15 protein-coding genes are annotated in these 21036 nt (G+C 62.2%); 7 read left to right on the plus strand and 8 right to left on the minus strand.

What is annotated here, in order from left to right; translation table 11 throughout:
• Positions 1–122 precede the first annotated feature (122 nt).
• Complete coding sequence (locus VVD49_RS21365; RefSeq protein WP_327601268.1) at positions 123–3092, plus strand: DEAD/DEAH box helicase; 2970 nt, start codon at positions 123–125, stop codon at positions 3090–3092.
• A 72-nt stretch (positions 3093–3164) separates the two neighbouring features.
• Here VVD49_RS21365 and VVD49_RS21370 read toward each other — a convergent pair whose 3' ends face one another.
• The gene (locus VVD49_RS21370; protein ID WP_327601269.1) at positions 3165–3383 is read right to left on the minus strand and encodes a hypothetical protein; all 219 of its coding nucleotides are present in this window, start codon (positions 3381–3383) and stop codon (positions 3165–3167) included.
• Positions 3384–3822: 439 nt separating this feature from the next.
• On the opposite strand from VVD49_RS21370, the gene VVD49_RS21375 reads away from it, so the two are divergent.
• Entirely contained in the window at positions 3823–4902 is a 1080-nt protein-coding gene (locus VVD49_RS21375; protein WP_327601270.1) for a hypothetical protein, read from the plus strand.
• Positions 4903–4983: 81 nt separating this feature from the next.
• On the opposite strand, the gene VVD49_RS21380 is transcribed toward VVD49_RS21375, so the two are convergent.
• The 3 genes from VVD49_RS21380 to imuA form a co-directional block, all read right to left on the minus strand.
• On the minus strand, positions 4984–8196 hold the full coding sequence (locus VVD49_RS21380) for an error-prone DNA polymerase (protein ID WP_327601271.1): 3213 nt from the start codon (positions 8194–8196) through the stop codon (positions 4984–4986).
• 133 nt (positions 8197–8329) lie between these two features.
• Positions 8330–9784 carry a Y-family DNA polymerase gene (locus tag VVD49_RS21385; RefSeq protein WP_327601272.1) on the minus strand — a complete coding sequence of 485 codons (1455 nt, stop codon included), beginning with the start codon at positions 9782–9784 and terminating at the stop codon, positions 8330–8332.
• Complete coding sequence (gene imuA / locus VVD49_RS21390) at positions 9781–10491, minus strand: translesion DNA synthesis-associated protein ImuA (RefSeq protein ID WP_416384923.1); 711 nt, start codon at positions 10489–10491, stop codon at positions 9781–9783. Before imuA ends, VVD49_RS21385 begins: the two co-directional genes overlap by 4 nt.
• Before the next feature lie 420 nt (positions 10492–10911).
• Between imuA and VVD49_RS21395 the strand changes: the two genes are divergently transcribed.
• The gene (locus tag VVD49_RS21395) at positions 10912–12159 is read left to right on the plus strand and encodes an OmpA family protein (protein WP_327601274.1); all 1248 of its coding nucleotides are present in this window, start codon (positions 10912–10914) and stop codon (positions 12157–12159) included.
• Positions 12160–12214: 55 nt separating this feature from the next.
• Here the strand turns inward: VVD49_RS21395 and VVD49_RS21400 are convergent, their stop codons facing one another.
• The 3 genes from VVD49_RS21400 to VVD49_RS21410 all read right to left on the minus strand — a co-directional run bounded on the left by VVD49_RS21400 (position 12215) and on the right by VVD49_RS21410 (position 14776).
• Positions 12215–13144: an L-type lectin-domain containing protein gene (locus VVD49_RS21400; protein WP_327601275.1), complete on the minus strand. Its 930-nt coding sequence runs from the start codon at positions 13142–13144 to the stop codon at positions 12215–12217.
• A 225-nt stretch (positions 13145–13369) separates the two neighbouring features.
• Complete coding sequence (locus tag VVD49_RS21405) at positions 13370–14440, minus strand: AI-2E family transporter (protein WP_327601276.1); 1071 nt, start codon at positions 14438–14440, stop codon at positions 13370–13372.
• Between the two features lie 186 nt (positions 14441–14626).
• Positions 14627–14776 (minus strand): hypothetical protein, encoded by a 150-nt coding sequence (locus VVD49_RS21410; RefSeq protein WP_327601277.1) that lies wholly within the window; start codon positions 14774–14776, stop codon positions 14627–14629.
• Positions 14777–14963: 187 nt separating this feature from the next.
• Between VVD49_RS21410 and trhO the strand changes: the two genes are divergently transcribed.
• From trhO to VVD49_RS21425, 3 genes are read left to right on the plus strand one after another with little or no spacing between them, the layout of a single operon-like run.
• Positions 14964–15812 carry an oxygen-dependent tRNA uridine(34) hydroxylase TrhO gene (trhO, locus tag VVD49_RS21415; RefSeq protein ID WP_327601278.1) on the plus strand — a complete coding sequence of 283 codons (849 nt, stop codon included), beginning with the start codon at positions 14964–14966 and terminating at the stop codon, positions 15810–15812.
• A gap of 24 nt (positions 15813–15836) precedes the next feature.
• The gene (locus VVD49_RS21420; RefSeq protein ID WP_327601279.1) at positions 15837–17096 is read left to right on the plus strand and encodes an MFS transporter; all 1260 of its coding nucleotides are present in this window, start codon (positions 15837–15839) and stop codon (positions 17094–17096) included.
• Complete coding sequence (locus VVD49_RS21425) at positions 17093–18016, plus strand: pseudouridine synthase (protein ID WP_327601280.1); 924 nt, start codon at positions 17093–17095, stop codon at positions 18014–18016. Before VVD49_RS21420 ends, VVD49_RS21425 begins: the two co-directional genes overlap by 4 nt.
• A 183-nt stretch (positions 18017–18199) precedes the next feature.
• Here VVD49_RS21425 and VVD49_RS21430 read toward each other — a convergent pair whose 3' ends face one another.
• The gene (locus VVD49_RS21430) at positions 18200–18859 is read right to left on the minus strand and encodes a CDP-alcohol phosphatidyltransferase family protein (protein WP_327601281.1); all 660 of its coding nucleotides are present in this window, start codon (positions 18857–18859) and stop codon (positions 18200–18202) included.
• 392 nt (positions 18860–19251) lie between these two features.
• Between VVD49_RS21430 and VVD49_RS21435 the strand changes: the two genes are divergently transcribed.
• On the plus strand, positions 19252–20934 hold the full coding sequence (locus VVD49_RS21435) for an ABC-F family ATP-binding cassette domain-containing protein (RefSeq protein WP_327601282.1): 1683 nt from the start codon (positions 19252–19254) through the stop codon (positions 20932–20934).
• The last annotated feature ends 102 nt before the right edge of the window (positions 20935–21036 follow it).

Consider the following 21036-nt stretch of genomic DNA (forward strand, 5'->3'; position numbering starts at 1 on the left):
CGGCACACCTACGAAGACTTCCGCCTTAACTACCGGAGTCGGAGACAGATGCCGACGAAGTTGCGAACGTTTATTGGCTATTGTCGGGAGCATATTGGCGTGTACGACGAAGCTTCTCGGACGTGCTGGCTGCTACCCCGCGCAACTGGTTCAGCAAGCCAGAATTTGTTGGAAGAGCTGCACGATTTGATGCTGCCCAAATGGATGCAGGCAGAACTCGCCAAGGTGACAGCCCGAGGTTCGACGTAAGTCGCACCCGGATTGCGCTTCGCTTCATTCGGGATACTCGCCATTGCGAATGGCATTTTCTTGATCCTGTGTCGTATATTGGGTGCAACGCCAATTCGGGGGAGCACAAGAAAATGAGAACGTCCGACGCACAAGGGCCGGGAGTCGATGCTTGGTTGTTGCAACGACTGCATCGCTGGGGGATCGACTGGCTGACCGATGTTCAGCAGCGCGCACTCGCCGCCGGAGCCGCAGACGGTCGCAGCCTCGTCGTGAGTGCGCCGACGTCATCCGGTAAGACTTTGGTGGGTGAGATTGCCGTTCTCTGCGCCCTACGCTCCAGCGTCCGTGCGATCTATCTCGTCTCCCACAAAGCTCTTGCCGATCAAAAGTACCTCGATTTCATAGCTCGGTTTGGCGAAGGCGCAGCCGAGCCTATCGGCTCGGTCGGCCTGAATACAGGCGACAGAACCGAAGGCAACATCGATGCTCAGCTGATGGTCGCGACCTACGAAAAGGCACTAGGTCTATTCCTCAGCGGTCAGCTCAGGCCGAACAATGCGCTGGTCGTTGCCGACGAGCTGCAGATTCTCGGCGAGCCCGGACGCGGACCGGATATTGAAGCACTCTGCTCGGCGCTACGGCAACGCGGTATTAGGCAATTTGTAGCGTTGACAGCCACCGTCGAGAACCCTGAGGACATAGCTGGATGGATGGCGTGTGACCTCGTCCGCAGCACGCATCGGGACGTGCCGCTCCACCAAGAAATCTGGTACGGCGGCCAAGCTCATCGCACAAAGTTCGGCGACGACAGCGGACAGGACGTACCCAGCGGCGCTACTCCGACAAACGACATTGGCGCTGTTGTGGACCATCTGCTGCGACTCGACCGAGGTCCCGTTCTGGTCTTCACTGAGAGTCGTCGGGAGGCAGTCAATTTCGCGACCGCATTTGGGCAGCGTAGACCGCGCGTCGGCGTCGGCATCGAAATGGCGGAGCAGCTTGACCTCTTCTCAGAGCCAACCGAGTCTTCGGATCAGCTGCGGGAAAACGCGGAACGCCGCGTCGCATTTCACACGGCCGATTTGTCGCCACAAGAGAGGCAGGTCATCGAAGGCGGCTTCACCGACGGCAAGTTTGAGGTGTGCTTTGCCACTTCGACCCTCGCGGCTGGGGTGAACTTCCCATTTCGGACCATTGTCTTCTCCAAGCTGACCTATCGCTGGGGCGATAGAGCCGGAAGCCACATCGTCAGGTCCGATTACCGCAATATGTCCGGGCGAGCAGGCAGATTAGGCATGCACCCCGACGGGTTCGCCGTGCTGTTGCCACAGAACAATGTCGAGCTCGCACATGCCAACAAGCTTGTGTTGCCGGACAACGACCGGCTCAACTCGCAACTCGTAAACCTGAGCATCCGCAAGACAATTCTGACATTGGTGGCCTCCGGGCTGGCCAGCAGCTTTGCCGAGGTAATGACGTTCTTCGAGAACACGCTGTATTGGTATCAAACGCTGAACCGAAATCCCACCAAGCTAGCCACCCTAGTGACCGAAAGCCGCGCCGCGGTGGACTGGCTGGCTACCAACGCATTAATCCGTAATGAGGCCGATACCTTACTCATCACCTCATTGGGTAACGCTGCGGCGATGTCTGGACTGCTTCCGGCCACGGCTGTCCAGCTTGCGGCCATGTTATGCACCGTCGGCCCCAAACTGGCAGCAAGCTTTGACGAGTGGATTCCGGGTTTGATCTACGCAGCTTGTGCCAGCGACGAATTCAGAGCGGAACGCCCTTCTCGGTTCTTTCCTTTCCCTTCCCAGAGCAACTACGAGTCAGTTACTTTTTGGGGAGCAAAACCGCTCCCCGTGCCGCTCGACCGAAACGATCTGAAGTTGGCGCAGTGCGCCCATGCAATTGCGCTCTATGCCGAAGGACTGGCAGATCGGAAGATCGCGTATGCCGCACGCGTGCAAGGCGGCACGATTCACCGCCTCGCGCTGGACGTCGCTTGGGTACTCGATGGCCTACACAAGCTCTCAACGACACCTGAACTCGGTTGCCCACAACCAGTGAGTAACCAAATCGCCATGCTCGCCCGCCGGGTGCGCTGGGGAGCACCACCCGAAGCGCTGGACGTCCTGCGGGTAGCCGAACGGCATAGCGTTCCGGGCTTTGGCCGGCAGCGAGCGATGGGCCTTGTTGCCCAAGGGATTGCAACCCTGCACGACATACTGGCAACCGCGAAGGACAAGCTCGTACAGCTGCTGCGAAGCGAGCCGCGCGCGCTGGCATTGATCGACGCCGTTTCCAGCACCGTAGGCTTGGGGCCGAGCAGGCTGGCTTCCGCACATCGGAAGACCGGGCAGGAACTGGGCATCGAGCATCTGGTTAAGGCCTGCAATGACGCCCTCGGCACTGAGTATGAAGAGGCAATCGTGGCGCTCCTGCAGGTCGAGGCCGCATGGTCAGTGAAGGCTCTGGACGACGGCACGCGCCCCAACGTGCCGGACTTGCTTATCGTGCTGGGTTCGCAGCAAGTCTTGCTAGAGTGCAAGACTTGCACCAAATCTCCCCCTTTCATCAAGAAGGAAGAGGCTTGGGCTGTCATGCAGAAGGCGGCGGACTTTGACTCAGCAATGCGGCGGGTGACCTTAGGCAAGCCGGCGTTTGACGAGACATCGAAGAACAAGGCGGCGGCATCGAAGGACATCACGCTGATCGAGCACAGCGTGTTCATGGAAGGCCTTCTGCGCGTGCATAGCGGCACCCTTTCTGCGGCCGACTTCATGACCTGGCTTGGCTCTCCCGGCGTCGCTGAGCTTGAACGCCTCGGAGGTAGTCCGACTTACACGGGCAAGTAGATGGTCGGCTAACCGCAAAAGCGCCCACGGTGCTTCTCGAGCACAATCCATGCACTTGAGCGGTCATACAACTCAATGAAAATCCCGACTCGTCGTCGCCAGCTGCCCCAACCAAGGCGTCAGGTCGACGAGACGCTTAGCGACTAGCAGCACCACGTTGTTCTCCGACTGCAACTGCCCGAACACGCCGAGCAGTTGCGCGCTCAGCACCTCGCGCCGCTGTCGCTCGACCAGCCAGGGATGGACGATGACGTTGATGACGCCGGTCTCGTCTTCGATGGTGATGAACACGCTTTTCGCCGAGCCGGGTTTCTGGCGACAGGTGACGATGCCGGCTGAGCGACCCGGCGCGCGATCGGCACCAACCAGGACATCGGCATTTCTGTCAAAGCACCGCGCGTGCAGCTTGTTTCGTAGCAAGACGGGGGGTGACGGCCGGGCCTATCGGCTTGCAAGCGCTCGCCTAGTGCCGGTTCGGCAACAATGCTGATACGCCTCTCCCGGCTTCCGTCTTTACTATCTCACTCGCAACAGATGCCCACCAAGCTACGGTTGTGCATCGATTGTTGGCGCGAGCATTCATCTCAGCATTCGCCTCTTGAAGAAATCCAATTTGACTTCCCAAAAGGGCGGCAATCTCTTGTAGTTCAGCAGGCCTATCTATGTTGTGACATGCGACACCAGCCTTGCCTTATGAGTTTTTCCTCACCCCGATGAGAGGAGCCGGACCATGCGCAGCGAACCCTATGTACGTTACACGCCCCTGATCTCTGCGCTCATCGCGGCATGTGTGCTGACAGGGTGCTGGGAGATAAAGGATCTTGGAGACTTGGCAGGGGGCCCAAGCTTTAGCGAGGCCTATGCAATCAATGATGTTGGCGAAGTCGTAGGCTATGGCACGACAAGTACGCTCAACGAAGCTTTCATTTGGGACGGCACCACCGGCATGCGCTCCCTTGGCGCCTTGTCTCTTCAAGGCAGTCTCTTGAGTTGCACTGCGTATGGCATCAACACGGCAGGTCTGGTTGTTGGTGCCTGTCTGTCTCCTACGACGGGGGGCTACGTTGCCACACGCTGGATCGGACGTGGCTCACCTGCAACGTTACCGGTTGTTGCTGTATCTCTCAGCAGTGAAGCGCGGGCAGTTAATGAAATTGGAGAAGTTGCGGGGACTATTCGCACGAGGGGCGCCATTGCCTCTGATGCGATTTTGCGCTGGGATGTACGCATACCTGGCGCATTAACAGGAGGCTGCTCGCCACTTCCTGCAGATCTCGGGGGAGCGGGAATCGGGAGCGCGATCAATGCCAAAGGCTTTATTGCAGGAAATGCGCTCGTCTTTCGCGGACAGCCAGGCTCGCATCAACCCTATATCTGCAATCCAGTTGCAGGCATTGTCGACCCCATTAAAGACTTAGCCATTCCCGCAGGAACTGGGCTCCCTCCCGACCAAGGCGAGGCACGTGGCATTAATGATCTCAATCAAATTGTCGGTGTATATGGCGGCAAGGGTTTCTTGTGGACCGCAGCCAGCCCCACAGGGGTCACCGGCCGTGCCGAGGTAATTCCCCTGGAACCCTATGACATCAACAACAAAGGTCAGATCGTAGGCATAGCCAACGGTCGCGCAGTCCTTTACGACAGCGTTGCAAAGACGCCACCCATTGATCTAGGCGCGCTTCCTGCAGTTCAGGCAGCAGGCTGGAAGAGCCTGTCAATTGCACGCGCCATCAACGACAAAGGACAGATCGTTGGCACCGGGGTGAATGCGCAGAATGAAGTGCATGGCTTTGTACTGTCAGACATTTGACGGGGCGTTACGCAGTCGATTTGAGCACGATTTTCGTGCACGGCATGCGCCTAGGCTAGCAGCGCTCGGCCACACGCTAGCTCAATGAAAATCCCGACTCGTCGTCGCGAGCTGCCCGAGCCACGGCGTCAGATCGACCAGCCTTTTAGCAACCAGCAGCACCACATTATTCTCCGACTGCAGCTGCCCGAACACACCGAGCAGTTGCGCGCTCAGCACCTCGCGCCGCTGCCGTTCGACCAGCCAGGGATGGACGATGACGTTGATGACGCCGGTCTCGTCTTCGATGGTGATGAACACGCTTTTCGCCGAGCCGGGTTTCTGGCGGCAGGTGACGATGCCGGCGGCGCGGCCCGGTGCGCGATCGGCGCCGAGCAGGACATCTGCATTGCGGTCGAAACGTCGCGCATGCAGCTTGTTGCGTAGCAAGGCCAGCGGGTGGCGGCCGAGGGTGAGGCCGACGGTGCGGTAGTCGGCGACGATGTTCTCGCCCTCCTTCGGCGCGACGATCTGCACAGCAGCTTCGCGTGAGGGCACGGCGTCGAAGAGGTCGGCTTGCACGGGGGTGCTCTGTCTGTGCAGGCCACTCACCTGCCAGGCTGCCTGACGACGATGGCCGCTCAGCGATTCCAGCGCGTTGGCTGCGGCGAGGCGTTTCATGTCGCCTGCGGACAATTGCGCGCGCGCGGCGAGGTCTTCCACGCTGGTGAAGGCACGCTCGCCGCGTGCGATGGCGATGCGCTCGGCGGCGTCCTGCGCGAAGCCGCTGATCTCGCGCAGGCCGAGGCGTACGCCCGGCCGTACATCACGGCCTTCCCCGCTACGCCATTCCAGCTTGCAGCCCCAATCGCTGATGCACACGTCGACAGGATCGACACGTACGCCATGATTGCGTGCGTCCTGCACGAGTTGTGCTGGCTGGTAGAAGCCCATGGGCTGGCTGTTGAGCAAGGCGCAGAGGAAGGCTTCCGGCTCGTGGCATTTGATCCATGAGGACACATAGGCGAGCAGCGCGAAACTGGCGGCGTGCGATTCGGGAAAGCCGTATTCGCCGAAGCCTTCGATCTGGCGACAGAGTGCTTCGATGAAATGCTCGGGCACATCTCTGCGCCGCATGCCTTCGCGCAGCTTGTCCTTGAACTTCTCGACATGGCCTTTCTGCTTCCACGAAGCCATCGCGCGACGCAACTGATCCGCCTGCCCCGGCGTGAAGTCCGCGGCGACGATGGCGAGCTGCATCACCTGCTCCTGGAAGATCGGCACACCGAACGTGCGATCGAGCACCGCGTCAATTTCCGGGTTGATGGACTGCACGGATCTCTTCTCGGCATGACCTTTCAGATACGGATGCACCATGCCGCCCTGTATCGGCCCCGGCCGCACGATGGCGACCTGCACGACGAGGTCGTAGTACTCGCGCGGTCGCAGGCGCGGCAGCATGGACATCTGCGCGCGCGATTCGATCTGGAACACGCCGACCGTATCGGCCTTGCAGATCATGTCGTAGGTGGGCACATCCTTGGGTGGAACCCTGTGCACGTCCCAGTGCTCGCCGCGCCGCGCCGACACCCAGTTCAGCGCGCGGCGGATTACGGTGAGCATGCCGAGCGCGAGCACGTCGACCTTGAGCAGGCCGAGCGATTCGAGATCGTCCTTGTCCCACTGGATCACCGAGCGCTCGGCCATCGAGGCATTTTCGATCGGCACCATGCGCGACAGCGGGCCTTGCGAGATGACGAAGCCGCCGACGTGTTGCGAGAGGTGGCGTGGAAACTCGCGCAGCGCTTCAGCCAGCGCCAGCCATTTGACGACGCGCGGGCTCTGCAGGCTGAGGCCGATTTCTGCCAACCGTTCAGGCAGGTCGGCGCGTTTGTCCCACCACGCCAGCGAACGTGTCAGCGCGGCGATCTGCGGCTCGCCGAAGCCCAGCGCAGCACCTACGTCACGCAGCGAACTCTTGGTGCGATAGCGGATGACGGTCGCCGCCAGCGCGGCGCGTTCGCGCGTGTATTTGCGATAGATGTACTGGATGACTTCTTCGCGACGTTCGTGCTCGAAGTCGACGTCGATGTCTGGCGGCTCGTCACGCTCGCGCGACAGGAAGCGCTCGAACAGCAGATGCGCGCGCGTCGGGTCGACCGCTGTAATGCCCAAGGCATAGCAGACGGAAGAGTTCGCAGCCGAGCCGCGTCCCTGACAGAGGATGCCTTCGCTGCGCGCGAACAGCACGATGTCGTACACGGTGAGGAAGAAGGCTTCGTATTGCTTCTCTGCAATGAGGGTCAGCTCCTTCTCGACGTCGTTGCGCACCTGCTCCGGCGTGCCGTCCGGATAGCGGCTCACCAACCCCTTCTCCGTCTCCTGCCGCAGGTACGAAGTCGGCGTGTGGCCTTGCGGCACGATCTCGCCGGGGTACTCGTAGCCCAGCGTGCCGAGATCGAAGTTGCAGCGTTCGGCGATGCGTACGCTCTCTTCGAGCAAGGCGTGTGGATAGAGACGGCCGAGACGCACGCGCGAACGCAGATGCCGCTCGGCATTCGGGAAGAGCGCGTGGCCGGCATCGAACACGGTGGTGTGCAGGCGGATTGCGGTGAGGGTGTCCTGCAACGGGCGGCGATCTTTCGCATGCATGTGCACGTCGCCGCAGGCTACGAGCGGAATGTTGCTGGCTTCGCTGATTGCCTGGAGTCGCGCCAGTTGTGCCGCATCGTCAGGGCCGCATAGCAGTTCGACGCCGATCCACAGGCGGTCCTCACCGCTGTGCGCATCTTTCGGGAAACGTGCGGCCAGCCAGCGCGCGGTTTGCTCGTCGGCATCCGTGCCGGGAATCCAGATCGCCAGACAATCCGGCACCGCACCGCGCGGCACGATGCTGGTCAGGTCGCCACGCTGCAGTTCGTATTCGCCTTTGGGCGATCGCCGCCGCGCGAGTGTGATGAGCGCGGAGAGGTTGCCGTAGCCTTCGCGGTTCTGCGCGAGCAGGACGAGCTTGAGGCCGCAGCTAAAAACGAATTCGCTGCCGACGATGAGCTTGGGCAGTGGTGGCTTGGCGGGTGGCGGTGGCAGGCCTTTACGCTCGGCTTCGCGCGCCTCTTCCGCGTCTTCCTCACGGAGGTCTTTCAAGGCCTGCCAGGCTTGCACGACGCCGGCCAACGAACACTCGTCGGTGATGGCAACAGCCTTGTAGCCACGCATGCGCGCCTGCTGCATCAGCTCGCCCGGTTGCGAAGCGCCGCGCAGGAAGCTGAAGTTGCTGAGGCAGTGCAGCTCGGCGTAGTCGGGTAGTTTGGCCATACTCACTCCGCCCGCCTACGACGGGTAGGAGCGGGCCATGCCCGCGACCACGCAGCCAGCAATACAGCCCTGCCCCTTATTGTGTCCGTGGTGTCGCGGGCATGGCCCGCTCCTACATGCTGGTCACAGGTGATCACGCAAACACCCCCTGCAACCACCAGCCCTGCCGGTCGCGGAAAATCCACAGCCACTCGCCGCGCACAGAGACTGCTACGTAGTAATCGCGTCGCACGTCGCCCACGGCAGCCTGCTCTTCGACTACTTCGCCACGATCCCACCAGCCGCTTTCGATACGCTCCGGCCCTGCTATGCGTTGCAGCACGCCGCCGTAATGCAAGGCGCCATCGCGCTCCTGCAGCGACTGCAATTCCGGCAGCAGCCAGAGTGGTCTTGGTGATCCAGGCTTTGTTTCTTTCGCATCGCTGCGTTCGACGGATCGCGTTGCACACTCCGGTCGATAGTCGCTTTTTATCTCCATGGCATGGACGGCGTGCTTGCCCAGGCGCGCGCGCAAGCGTTCGATGACCGGGTCGAGCGACTGCGCCGAGGCCTGCGCGAACAATCCCAGCGTGTTGCCGGGCAGGTGCACGGGCATGGCGGCTTCTAGCCGCAGGTCGGTGACGGCGGCGTTCAATTCGAGACGGTCCAGGCGCTCGCGCAGCACACGTTCCATGCGCGCAAGCTCGCGCGTCGCGCTGGCGAAGCCGAGGACGAGGTGCGTGTCGGCAATGCCGTCTTCATGCACCAGCACCAGATCGCATTCCGCCACGCCGGAAGCGCGCACGCTCAACCAGCCAGCGAGACTCGCGAGCAAGCGTCGCGCGGCGAACAGCAGCATGGCGGCCTGCTCGACCTTGGCGGGTAGCTCAAGCTTCTGCACAAAAGCCTCGGGGAATATGAACTCGCTGCGCAGATCGGGCGCCTCGCCTAGTGCTTGTGCCAGTTGCTGTGGCAAGCGAATGCCGAAGCGCCGCGCCAGGCCTGAGGCGGGCAAGGCGAACAGGTCTTGCAAGTGGCGGGCGCCGAGGGAGGCCAGCGTCTGCTGTTCGGCAAGCGACAGGCCAATGGCCTCGACAGGCAAGGTCTGCAAATGCTGTCTGATGTCGGCCATGTCGTTACAGGAGATCTCCTGCCCCGAGCGCGCCAGCCATTGCGCCGCACGTGGCGTGGGCGCCAGTGCCATGTGCACGCTGAAGCCCTGCGCCACGGCGCCGTCGCGCACGAGCCCGCAGAGCACATCCAGCCCGCCGAACAGACGCAGGCAGCCACCGATCTCGATCAGCAATTCATCGGGCCCTGCCAGGCTGACATGCGGCGAAAAGCTCCCCGCCCAGCACGCGAGGCGATCCAGCGCTTCTGCTTCCCGCAGCGGCTTGCGCTCATACACGCCAAGGCCAGGCGCCAGCCCCAGCGCGCCCGACAGGCGCATGCCGGCCACTACGCCCAGCGCTGCTGCCTGCGCATTGGCGCAGACGACGAGATGACGTTCGGCGGCCACGGCAGGTTGCTCAATCGCGTCGAACACTTCCAGCGGGAAGCGATGGAAATGCAGGGCAAGCCAGAGATCCTTCGGCGGCGCTTCGCTCATTTCATCACCACGGCAAGTTGTGGCTTGCGCTGCGCTTGCGTCACACGCGGGGGCTCGCTGCGCACTCGTGCCCACGGCAAAGGCCGCTCGACCTGCAATAGCAGCGTCTTCTCGCAAGGCGGGCCGCGACGCTTGAAGATGTCGACCTGCAGGCCTTGCCGGCTGCCACGCAAGCTCAGACGCAAAGGCGCAGGCGATGAAGCCTGCGCACAGGATGGCGGCCGGAACATGAAGGCCAGGCTACGCTTGCCTTCCGCAGCCAGTTGCAGGCGCCGCAGCGACTTGTTGCTGATCTTCGCCGGCAGCCAGGCAAGCACAGCGCCCACACCACCACTGGCCAGCAGGAGCTCCACGCTCCAGGCGATATCGTCCTGCGCGGCCTCGACCACGAGCAGCTGCGCCAGCGGAAAGCTGGCCGCCCAGGCCGGCGCATGGGCCAGCCCCGGCGGCGCGACCAGGGCCACCGGCAAATCCTCGGCCACGCACTGGCGCAGCGCAGGCAATAACACGGCGACTTCGCCCAGGCCGCGCGTTTCCGGCAACAGCTCCACCAAGGCACCACGCGGCCAGCCGCCGCCCGGCAACTCCGCATCCATTTGCGCAAAACCGCTGGCCACCGCCTCCGCTGCCAGCGTGGCCAGCCGGTCGCCTCGCCAGATATCGAGGCGCAACAAAACATCATCGAGGGCTGATGGCACGGCAGACATGCGGATAAAAACCGCCCCTCTGAAGCGAGGCGGACTCAACAGGCAATAACTGTAATTTTATACAGTAAACGTATTTTTGCCATGAACCTTCGCCGACAAGCTCGGCATCCCCTACGCCCTAAGGTGCGTTTGCCTGTTGGCACCGCGCTTGCTTCGATTAACATTGAATGGATCGGCACGGCCCGTGTGCTTGTCAATGAAGCAATGGCGCGACTTGCTGCGCGCTCGCGATCAGGACACAGGAAAAGGACGGGCAACCTGAAACACAGCAGGTTCAGATTTGTCGGTGCAGCAGAACGAGATCTGCAGAGATTTGCAGACCAGCATTCGCCGGACGTTCGCCAGCGAACAAAGGCATCCCACAAGTTTCACAATAGAAATGACCGGAGCGTGCACGCTCCCGGACACAACGAGGTCGATATGAACAAGAACAACGGCGGCTTGAGCAGTAGCCTCGGCGCAGCAGCGCGGGCACTCGCGCTGGTGCTGATCGCACTGAGCCTCTTTGCTTGCAAGAGCACGCAGCAGAAAACCACGGCCGCGCCGCTGAGCTTTGCGGATGCCGTGCGTACCGCAGCGAACTCGCTGATGAACCAGGTCAAGAAACAGGAAGGCGTCACGGGCATGGCGGTCGGCATTGCTACCGGCAAGACAGTTTTCATGCTCGACCCGGTGGTGGATGCCAACACGGCCGAGGTGAACCAGGCCAGCCTGGCGGTCGAGAAGATCCTGCGGGAAGAAGCCGCCAAGGTGTCCGACCGCTATGTCTTCGTGCCGCTGACGCTGGAGAACTACGACGGAGCGAAGTACGTGGTGAGCGGCGCAATGCTGTATTCCGCTTTCACTGACGGAGAGAAAGCCGGCAAGGACAAGATGTACAAGCTGGCGCTGGCCGTGATCGAGCGCAAGAGCGGCAAGGTCGTGGCCAGTTCCGACGCCTGGATCTCGGACAAGAAGATCGACGTGACGCCGGTTGCCGCTTACCAGGACAGCCCGATGTACCTGAAGGACAAGCGCGTCGAGGGCCAGATCGAGACTGCGCAGATGTCGCCGGGCCAGCAGGCCGACCCCAACTATTTCGACTCGCTGCCCACCGCCTCGCTGCTCACCGAAGCGGACGCCGCTTATGAAGCCGAGAAGCTGGAACAAGCGCTGGGCATGTACAAGGCAGCCTCGCTGCGGCCCGACGGCCAGATCATGAAGACCTATGCCGGCCTGTACCAGACCAACCGCCGCCTGCGTAAATTCAGCGAGGCAGAAGTCGCCTTCGGCCAGCTGGTCAACATCGGCTACCAGAACAACAACATCAGCACCAAGCTGTTCTTCGGCGTGGCCTCGACCGATTTCATCAACGATGCCGAGCTGCGTGCACAATATGCAATCTGGCTGCGCCAGATCGCCAAGCTGTTTGCACGCAGCAGCGGTTGCCTGATCATCGCCGGGCACAGCAGCCACAGCGGCAGCGCCAACTTCAACGAGCAGCTCTCGCTGCAACGCGCGACCGCCGTGCAGAAGATCATGCAGAAGGACTTCCCGCAGATCCAGCAACGCTCGAAGCCGATCGGCTATGGCTGGAAGGAAAACATCATCGGCAGCGGTACGGATGACCTGCAGGACGCCATCGACCGCCGCGTGGAATTCAAGATTTCGGAGTGCGGCAAGCTCTGAGACCGGGCGACCGGACATGAAAAAAGCCCGCTGCGTGCGGGCTTTTTTTGATCCACTAGCGTGGCATCGCAACCGGTTTCGGTGTCCTGCGCCTGACCAGAAAGTGCGCTATCGCAAGCATGCACAGCGCCAATACGCCCAGCGATGAAGGCTCGGGAATATCGCGAACCAGCTCAGTCGTATTGGCAAACTGCCAGTTCACGATGTCGTGATTTTCCCAGCCAGCGCCCGTCGAAGCGGTGAAACCGACATACGCCTGGTTGGTACCCAGCAGCGCGGCAACGTCGATGGCATAGTTCTCGATGGCCTTGAACCAGTAACCCAGGCCTGGATCGAACAACGAGACGGACAATTGCATGCCGTCATAGCCGATGACAGCGGTCCATAGATTGCCGTTGGACATGCAGCCGGCCACCGTGTAGTCGTTCTGGTTCGGGTAGCCACCGCTCGTAAAACCGCAGGAGCCATTGCCATACACATTGGCCAGCGCGGTATTGGTCAGCACACCGTTCGTGTCGATGGATACATGATTGCTGCTCACGCCATCGTCTGCGCCAAGACCATACCCGGTGTTGTTGTAGGTATCGAATTCGATTGCCACGCTGTTGCCAACGCCGGCATAGCCCATTCCCACCCCCGCCCCCCCGAGGCCCGCTGTATTACTTGCCAGCACGAAGGTAAAACCATCAGCCGGATCCCACCCGCCGGGGCTGGTCAGCCGGAACTGGAAGGAAGAACTGAAGATGTTGCCGGCCCCGAGGGTGATCGGCGCATTGCTGTAGGCGGCGCCTGCCAAGCCGCCTGCGGCCGGCGTTACGCGCAAGACCTGACCATCGCCCGTGCTGGCAGTGGCCGCGCTACCGACCAGGCTAAGCGCGCTGGTATCGGAGAAATCCGGGTAATTGACGATGACGTCGGCGTTGGCGCCGTTGGCGAAGGCGGCGAACACCGCGACTGGCAGGATACGGCTGAGGAAGCGCTTCATTTTGCAGACTCCTCCGGTTGGGCCGGTTCGGGCCCGGTTTGGCATCGGGCATGTGCAGCACAAGGCTGGTGGAAATCTGATAGCAAAACGCAGACCAATGCCTGAAACCCTTGTGTTTTCAAGACGCTGCCAGAACGGCCGAGAATTTTCAGCGCGGAAAGACAGGTGCCTGTAAAACATGTCGACACCTGTCTGGCGGAACACTGGCGCTTCTCCGACGGGCCGTCAGCGCTCCATGAACTCATGGATGCTGGCCAGGCTTTCAATGTGGGCACACAAGATCTTGAAAGCCACCAGAATCGGCACCGCCATGAGCATGCCGGCAATGCCCCACATCCAGCCCCAGAACAGCAGGGACAGGAACACAAGTACCGGATTGACGGAGAAGCTGCGACCGATGACGTATGGCTGCAGAATCTGCCCTTCCAGCGTCGTGATGCTGAGGAACACGATGGGCACCAGCGCGGCATGGCCGATGGTGTCAAAGGTCAGCACCGCCACCACAGTCAGCACGATGACGGTGATCGTCGCGCCGAGATAGGGGATGAAGTTCAGCGCAAACGCCATCGCGCCCCACAGCATCGCGTTGGGCATGCCCAGCGCAAACATCGCCAGCGTAGTCGCGACACCCAGCGCGAGATTGATGCCGGTCAGCGTCAGCAGGTAGCGACCGACGTCGCGCTCGACCGTGCGTGCAATCTCCACGGCCTTGATCTTGTCGCGCAGACTCGGGGTGATCTTCACTACCTTGCGCAGCAGGGTGTCGCCAGAGGCCAGCAGGAAGAACACGAGCACTACCACGGAGAAGGCACTCAGCATGAACGCCTGGGTGCCCGCCAGCAGCATGCTGCCAAATGAAATCTTGGCCACCGCAACTTCACGCACACGGCTCTGCGACTCGACCTTGGTCAGGTTGTCGATCTGCTGCGTGGCGCGCTGCATGTTCTCGACCGAGCGCTTGAGCTTGCTGATCTTCTGGTTGATGTCATGCATCGAGGACGGCGCGCGCTCGACCCACTCCATGGCCGGTGGGGTGAGCACGGCAATGCCCGTCCCGACCAGACCCAGCAGCCCAAACACCACCACCGCTGCACCGACCGGCAGGGGCAGACGCAGGCGATGCTCAAGTGCCCGCACGACGGGACGCAGGATGAAGACCAGGAACAGGGCCAGCATGACCGGCAGCAGGAATGGCCGTGCGAAATAAACCGTGTACAGCACGGCCAGCACGAACAGACCGATGACGGGCACGGAACGCTCGCCCTTCACTGAGCGCGGCACCTTGGGTCTCTCCACCACAGACTCGGGATTGACCTCTATGGGCAATGCCCGAGTCTCATGCGACGCGGCGGGATGTTTTCCCCCCGCGCTTGTCTCCTCCAACCGTTCTGCGACCTGTTCCACCCCTGGCCTCTTTTCCTTGTCTCTATTCTTGTCTCTGTTCTACCCGGCAGCCCCACCGCTCCCGGCACCTGCAGGGGCTCAACCCGTTTCTTCGAAATCGGGGTCTTCCGGATCATGGTGCTTGCGATGCGGCGGGCTGGCATGCGCCGGCTCGTCCTTGGGGATGGGCACCGGCCCCTTGTCGGGCTCGACGGGTTGATGGCCCGTCACCTGATTCCTGTTCCACATATCGATGTCTCCCGTTGTTCTCGTCGGCAGCAAGCCACGCTCCCGGCACGAAACAGCACCGTGCCGGGCTCTGGCACTTTCTGGCGCAGGGGTGGGCGGCTACAATCCGCGGGCTGTCGACCGGCTGCCAGGGGCTGCCCCAAAGCAATCATGGTCGACAAAATCCAGCCCTGCCTCAGCTCCTCTCATGTCAGACACTGCTCTCGCCACGCCAGCGCTCTATCACCTGTCGTTCTACAAATTCGTGCACCTCGCCGAGCCCGAACAATGCGCAGAGGCACTGCGCGATATCACGACAAGAATCGTCGGCGGCATCCTCGTGGCGCACGAAGGCATCAATGGCATGGTGGCGGGCGATGAAGCTGCGCTGGAGGAATTCACGCAACGCCTTGCCGGGGATGCGCGCTTCGCCGGCGCCTTCAACGACATCGTGTTCAAGCGCACGGCCTGCAAGACGCCACCCTTTCATCGCATGAAGGTGCACACGCGGCCCGAGATCCTGCCGCTGGGCGTGGTCACGAACACAGAGATCGACGTCCCGGCCGTGGCCGATCAGCTCACCGCCGTCAGCCCGCAGGAATGGCGCGAGCTCATCGATGCGGATGACGTTGTCCTCATCGACAATCGCAACAGCTTCGAATACCGCCTCGGCCGCTTCCGCAATGCCGTCGATCCGTTGGTGAACAACTTCCGCGATTTTCCACGCTACATCGAAGACAACCTGCCGACCTGGAAAGCCGAAGGCAAGCGCGTGGCGATGTATTGCACGGGCGGCATCCGCTGCGAGAAGACAGCGGCCTGGATGCTGGCCATGGACATGCCGGTGTATCAGCTCGAGGGCGGCATCCTCAATTACTTCGCCAGCATGCCGGACGCCGACAAAGACTGGCAGGGCGAGTGTTTCGTCTTCGACAACCGCATCGCCCTCGACACCCATCTGCAGGAAACGGATACGCGCGCGGAGGATGTTTACGCCGGCGACCCCGATGAGCAATGGCGCCTGCAACGCGCACGCAAGCTCGCCGAAAGCGAATAGGCAGTCACACAGAGAAAGCACCCCATGACATCTGCAACGAGCCCGCTCTCCGACGTACGCGAACGCGCCCTGCTCTGGCTGCTGGCCCTCACGCAATTCACCGTGATCATGGACTTCATGGTGATGATGCCGCTCGGCCCGCAGATCATGCAGGCCTTCAACATCGGCCCCGCAGGTTTCGCCACGGCGGTCTCCGCCTACTCGTGGTGTGCCGGCCTGTCGGGCCTGTTTGCCGCCACCTATATCGACCGCTTCGATCGCAAGCGCCTGCTGCTCGCCGTCTATGCGCTGTTCGCGCTGTCCAACCTTGCCTGTGGTCTCGCGCCCAACTTCCACGTGCTGCTGCTGGCGCGAGCCTTCGCGGGCCTGACCGGAGGCGTGCTCGGCGCCATCGTGATGGCCATCATCGGCGACGTCATTCCGGAAAAACGCCGCGGCGCAGCCACGGGCCTGGTCATGACCTCGTTCTCGATGGCCGCCATTGCCGGCGTGCCACTGGGGGTCGTGCTCGGTGCCCACTTCGGCTGGGCCACGCCGTTCTACCTGCTCGTCGTGCTCTCGCTGCTGATCTGGGCCACCGGCGCGCGCCTCGTGCCAAACCTCCGTGCGCACCTGGCAAAGACGCCAGCACCGCTGTCGCAAGTGCTGCCAGACCTGTTCGCGCTTATCCGCAAACCCGCCCACTTGCGCGCCTTTGCACTCACCGGTCTCGTCATGAGCTCGGCCATGCTGGTCATCCCCTTCATCTCGCCCGTGCTGGTTGCCAATCACGGCATCGCGCCTGCACAGATTTCATGGATCTACTTCGCAGGCGGCCTCGCCACGCTGGTCACGGCACGCGCCATCGGGCGCCTCTCAGACCGCTACGGCAAGCACCGCGTGTTCCGCGGCGTGGCGCTATTCTCCATCCTGCCCATCCTGTTCATCACGCATCTGCCCAACCTGCCCTTGCTGGCGCTGATCGCTTTCTTCCCGTTCTTCATGGTGTCGATGTCGGGTCGCAGCATTCCCATGCAGGCGCTGATGACGACGGTGCCAGAGCCAGCCAGGCGCGGCGCCTTTCTCAGCGTCAATGCGGCGATGCAATCGCTCGGCACCGGCCTCGGTGCATGGGTCGGCGGCCTGATGCTGAGCAACGGCCCGGGCGGTCAGATCCTCGGCTACGGCGTCATTGGCTGGTGCGCCACGGCGCTCACCGTGTTGAGCGTGATCTGGATCGGCTACGTCACCTACAGTGCGCCACCCATTGCGAAGGTGGCCCCCGCAAACCCGCTGGCGCCGTGAGCCGCACTCAGCGAGGAGCACAGCCCCCGCTGCCGACGCGCGACGGCGTAAGCCCCAGCAGCGTCGTGTTGCCTGCCGGCAACTGGCCGGACATGCTCAGCTTCATGACCGAGCGCTTTCCGGCGGTCACCCAGGAAGCCTGGCAGCGCCGCATGCGTGCCGGCGAGATCGTCGATGCACATGGCATGGCCGTGATGCCTGACGAAGCCTATCGCCCGCAACGTCGCCTTTACTACTACCGCGAACTGGAGACTGAACAGGCGATTCCTTTCGAGGAATACATCGTCTTCCAGGACGACTATCTCGTCGTGGCCGACAAGCCGCATTTCCTGCCCGTCACCCCCTCGGGGCGCTATGTGCAGGAGACTCTGCTGGTGCGTCTCAAGCGACGTCTCGGCATCGACACGCTGTCGCCGATTCATCGCATCGACCGCGAGACCGCCGGCCTCGTCGTGTTCGCCGTGCAACCGGAGACACGCGGCCGCTACCAGGAGCTGTTCCGCGAGAAATCCATCCGCAAGCAGTACGAAGCCATCGCGCCGTGGCGTGCCGATCTGGCATGGCCCATGACTTACCGCAGCCGCATCGAAGAAGATGCGGTGCGCTTCATGCAGATGCTCACGGTGGAGGGAGAGCCCAACGCTGAAACCGTGCTGGATGTACTCGATGTTCAGGGTCTGTGGGCGCGCTACGCGTTGTCACCTATCACCGGCCGCAAGCATCAGTTGCGTGCGCAATGCGCGGCGCTGGGTATGCCCATCCTTAATGATCTGATCTACCCGGAACTGTTTCCGGAAGGCAGCGACGACTACGCCAGGCCGCTGCAACTGCTTGCGAAAAGTATCGACTTCGACGACCCCATCAGCGGGCAGGCGCGTAGCTTCCAGAGCTCCCGCACGTTGCGGTTTCCACATGAATGACAAGAACAACCTCCGCCCAGAGGAGGCCCAGATCTTTTTTGAGAGTTTTCGACAGGCTCCGAGAAGCGTAACAAAGTGGAGCGAGCGCGCAGCTGGCTAGGCGGCTCGCGCAGAGCAGTGCTTATGCACGGCGAGCGAGCCAACAACGCCAGCTGGGTGCGCAGCCCGCTTTGTTACGACTTCTCAGAACTTGGGGATACGTAGGGTCTTGCTGATCATCAGCGTGCCCGACAGCGCGAACAGCAACACGAAGGGGTGGAAGTCCCAAGGGCCAAGCGTCCACGCACCGCCATACAGGCTCGCGCCGATGCTGCCGCGCCATGCACACACGGCCACGATGACACTCAACAGCACGCTGGTTGGAATCGGCGTGCCCTCGAAATACTTCACCTTGTCACCGCCGGCCGAGAGCGTTTCTGCCGTCACGTTGAAACGCGCCAGACGGCTGACGCCACAGCACACGAAGTAGCTCAGCACGATCAAATCCCAGCCCCCCTGCATGCCCGCCGCAAAGGCAAGTGCAGCGGGACCCACGCCGAACGAAATGATGTCGGCCAGGGAGTCGAGTTCGCGCCCGAGAATGGAATGCTGGTGACGCCAGCGCGCCACCTTGCCGTCGAACACATCGAAGATCAGGGCAATGACGGCCATCACCGCCGCGCCAACCAGATAGTCGGCTTGCTCATTGCGCATGTAGAACATGGCGAGAAAGACCGACATCATGCCGCTCGCCGCATTGCCCAGAGTCAGGAAATCAGCCAGATGCAATTGGCGGATCATCGAGAAGTGCCTGGGTGCAGCAGCAGGCGCGGCGGAAAAGTCAGCAGGCTTGCTTGTCTCCATGATGATTCTCTCCGTAAGAATTGCGGCCAGGCGATCGAGGTCGGGCGAATCGTGCGCTGAGCCCTCCAGCAAGTGAGGCCTCCGCTGACTGGCGCACGACCTGCCTGCAGCCGCCGCACGATAGCTTACGCTCCCGGTACGCAGCAATCTGGATGCCTGCAAGTATCGCTGCACGGCAGCGCCCACTGCCCTGACCTCAAACAAACTCGCGGCTCCTGCAGATACAGGAACTATGGCGGGAAATGGGCCACCTTCACTCCACCAGGCCCCCAAACCCGCGCCAGCACCCCACGCCTGCCCCGCTTGCGATGTTTTACTAGGCCCTGTCACGCCGGGCCGCTATGATCGCGACCTTCCCGAAGCAATGCTGCGGCTGATCGGCCGCCTTCCCCATGATTTCCATCAAGAACGTCACCCTGCGTCGTGGCACGAAGATCGTGCTCAACGCCACCTCCGCCACGCTCAACCCCGGCGAGAAGGTCGGCCTCGTCGGCCGCAACGGCGCAGGCAAATCCTCGCTGTTCGCCCTGCTCAACGGCACGCTGCACGAAGACAGCGGCGAGTTCTACATTCCGCCGCAATGGCAGATGGCGCAGGTCGCGCAGGACATGCCGGAGACCGAGCAAAGCGCCACCGACTTCGTGATCGAAGGCGACACCGTCTTGCTCGCGGCGCAAGCGGCTGTCGCAGCGGCCGAAGCCAGCGACGATGGCATGGAGATGGCGCACGCCTACATGGCCCTGCACGACGCCGGTGCGCATGATGCGGCTGCGCGCGCCCAGGCACTGATCCTCGGCCTCGGTTTCAGCTCGGCCGAATTGAACAACCCGGTCAACAGCTTCTCGGGCGGCTGGCGCATGCGTCTGCAACTGGCGCGCGCGTTGATGTGCCCGTCTGACCTGCTGCTGCTCGACGAACCAACCAACCACCTGGACCTCGATGCGCTGGTGTGGCTCGAAGCCTGGCTCAAGCGCTACGACGGCACCATGGTCGTGATCAGCCATGACCGCGAATTCCTCGATGCCGTCACCACGGTCACGCTGCACATCGACAACGCGCGCCTCGTGCGCTACGGCGGCAACTACAGCAAGTTCGAAGACATGCGCGCCGAGCAGATGCTGCTGCAAACGGCCGCACTGGCCAAGCAGGCCGACAAGATTGCGCACCTGCAGAAGTTCATCGACCGCTTCAAGGCATCCGCCGCCAAGGCCAAGCAGGCGCAGAGCCGCGTCAAGGCGCTGGAGCGCATGGAGAAGATTGCGCCAGTGCTGGCCGACGCCGAGTTCTCGTTCGAGTTCAAGGAGCCGACCAACATCCCCAACCCGATGCTGTCGATGCTCGACACCAGCTTCGGCTACCCGCCTCTGGCCGATGCCCCAGAAGGCACGGGCCCGACCGTCATCGTGCACAACATCAATCGCTCGGTGCTCGCCGGTCAGCGCATTGGCATATTGGGCGCCAACGGCCAGGGCAAGTCGACCGTGGTGAAGACCGTCGCCGAAGCGCTCAAACCGATCTCCGGCGAGATCACGCGTGGCAAGGGCCTGACCATCGGCTACTTCGCGCAACAGGAACTCGACGTGCTGCGCCCGGAAGACACGCCGCTCGAGCACATGATCCGTCTCGTCAAGGAAACGCCGGTCAATGCGCGCCCTGCCGGCATGGACTGGCGCGAGCAAGGGCTGCGCAATTTCCTCGGCACCTTCAATTTCGGCGGCGACATGATTCACCAGGCCGTCGGCAGCATGAGCGGCGGCGAGAAGGCACGCCTCGTGCTATGCATGATCGTATGGCAACGCCCCAATCTGCTCCTGCTCGACGAACCGACCAATCACCTCGACCTGTCGACGCGCGAGGCACTCAGCGTCGCCCTCAACGAGTTCGAAGGCACCGTCATGCTGGTCAGCCACGACCGCGCACTGCTGCGTGCCGTGTGCGACGAATTCCTGCTCGTGGCCGACGGCACGATCAAGCCCTTCGACGGCGACCTCGACGACTACCAGGTCTACCTGCTCGACCAGGCCAAGCGTGCGCGCGAAGCCGCTTCGGCCGCACAGAAGAAAGCTGCAACCTAGGCTGAGTTCGCAGCGGAGCGGCCCCCATCTGACAAAAAACGGTGGGTTGCTTCGCAAACCCACCCTCAGGATAGACACCGTCACACAAGAATCCGGAATATG

The organism is Uliginosibacterium silvisoli (assembly GCF_036017035.1).
GTDB classification, from domain to species: Bacteria; Pseudomonadota; Gammaproteobacteria; order Burkholderiales; family Rhodocyclaceae; genus Viridibacterium; species Viridibacterium silvisoli.

What these genes read in the sequence shown, in the direction of transcription:
- imuA (WP_416384923.1), bottom strand. Translation starts at nt 10,491, where the DNA reads ATGTCTGCCGTGCCATCAGCCCTCGATGATGTTTTGTTGCGCCTCGAT.
- VVD49_RS21380 (WP_327601271.1), bottom strand. Translation starts at nt 8,196, where the DNA reads ATGGCCAAACTACCCGACTACGCCGAGCTGCACTGCCTCAGCAACTTC.
- VVD49_RS21430 (WP_327601281.1), bottom strand. Translation starts at nt 18,859, where the DNA reads ATGGAGACAAGCAAGCCTGCTGACTTTTCCGCCGCGCCTGCTGCTGCA.
- trhO (WP_327601278.1), top strand. Translation starts at nt 14,964, where the DNA reads ATGTCAGACACTGCTCTCGCCACGCCAGCGCTCTATCACCTGTCGTTC.
- VVD49_RS21420 (WP_327601279.1), top strand. Translation starts at nt 15,837, where the DNA reads ATGACATCTGCAACGAGCCCGCTCTCCGACGTACGCGAACGCGCCCTG.
- VVD49_RS21395 (WP_327601274.1), top strand. Translation starts at nt 10,912, where the DNA reads ATGAACAAGAACAACGGCGGCTTGAGCAGTAGCCTCGGCGCAGCAGCG.
- VVD49_RS21375 (WP_327601270.1), top strand. Translation starts at nt 3,823, where the DNA reads ATGCGCAGCGAACCCTATGTACGTTACACGCCCCTGATCTCTGCGCTC.
- VVD49_RS21400 (WP_327601275.1), bottom strand. Translation starts at nt 13,144, where the DNA reads ATGAAGCGCTTCCTCAGCCGTATCCTGCCAGTCGCGGTGTTCGCCGCC.
- VVD49_RS21410 (WP_327601277.1), bottom strand. Translation starts at nt 14,776, where the DNA reads ATGTGGAACAGGAATCAGGTGACGGGCCATCAACCCGTCGAGCCCGAC.
- VVD49_RS21435 (WP_327601282.1), top strand. Translation starts at nt 19,252, where the DNA reads ATGATTTCCATCAAGAACGTCACCCTGCGTCGTGGCACGAAGATCGTG.
- VVD49_RS21385 (WP_327601272.1), bottom strand. Translation starts at nt 9,784, where the DNA reads ATGAGCGAAGCGCCGCCGAAGGATCTCTGGCTTGCCCTGCATTTCCAT.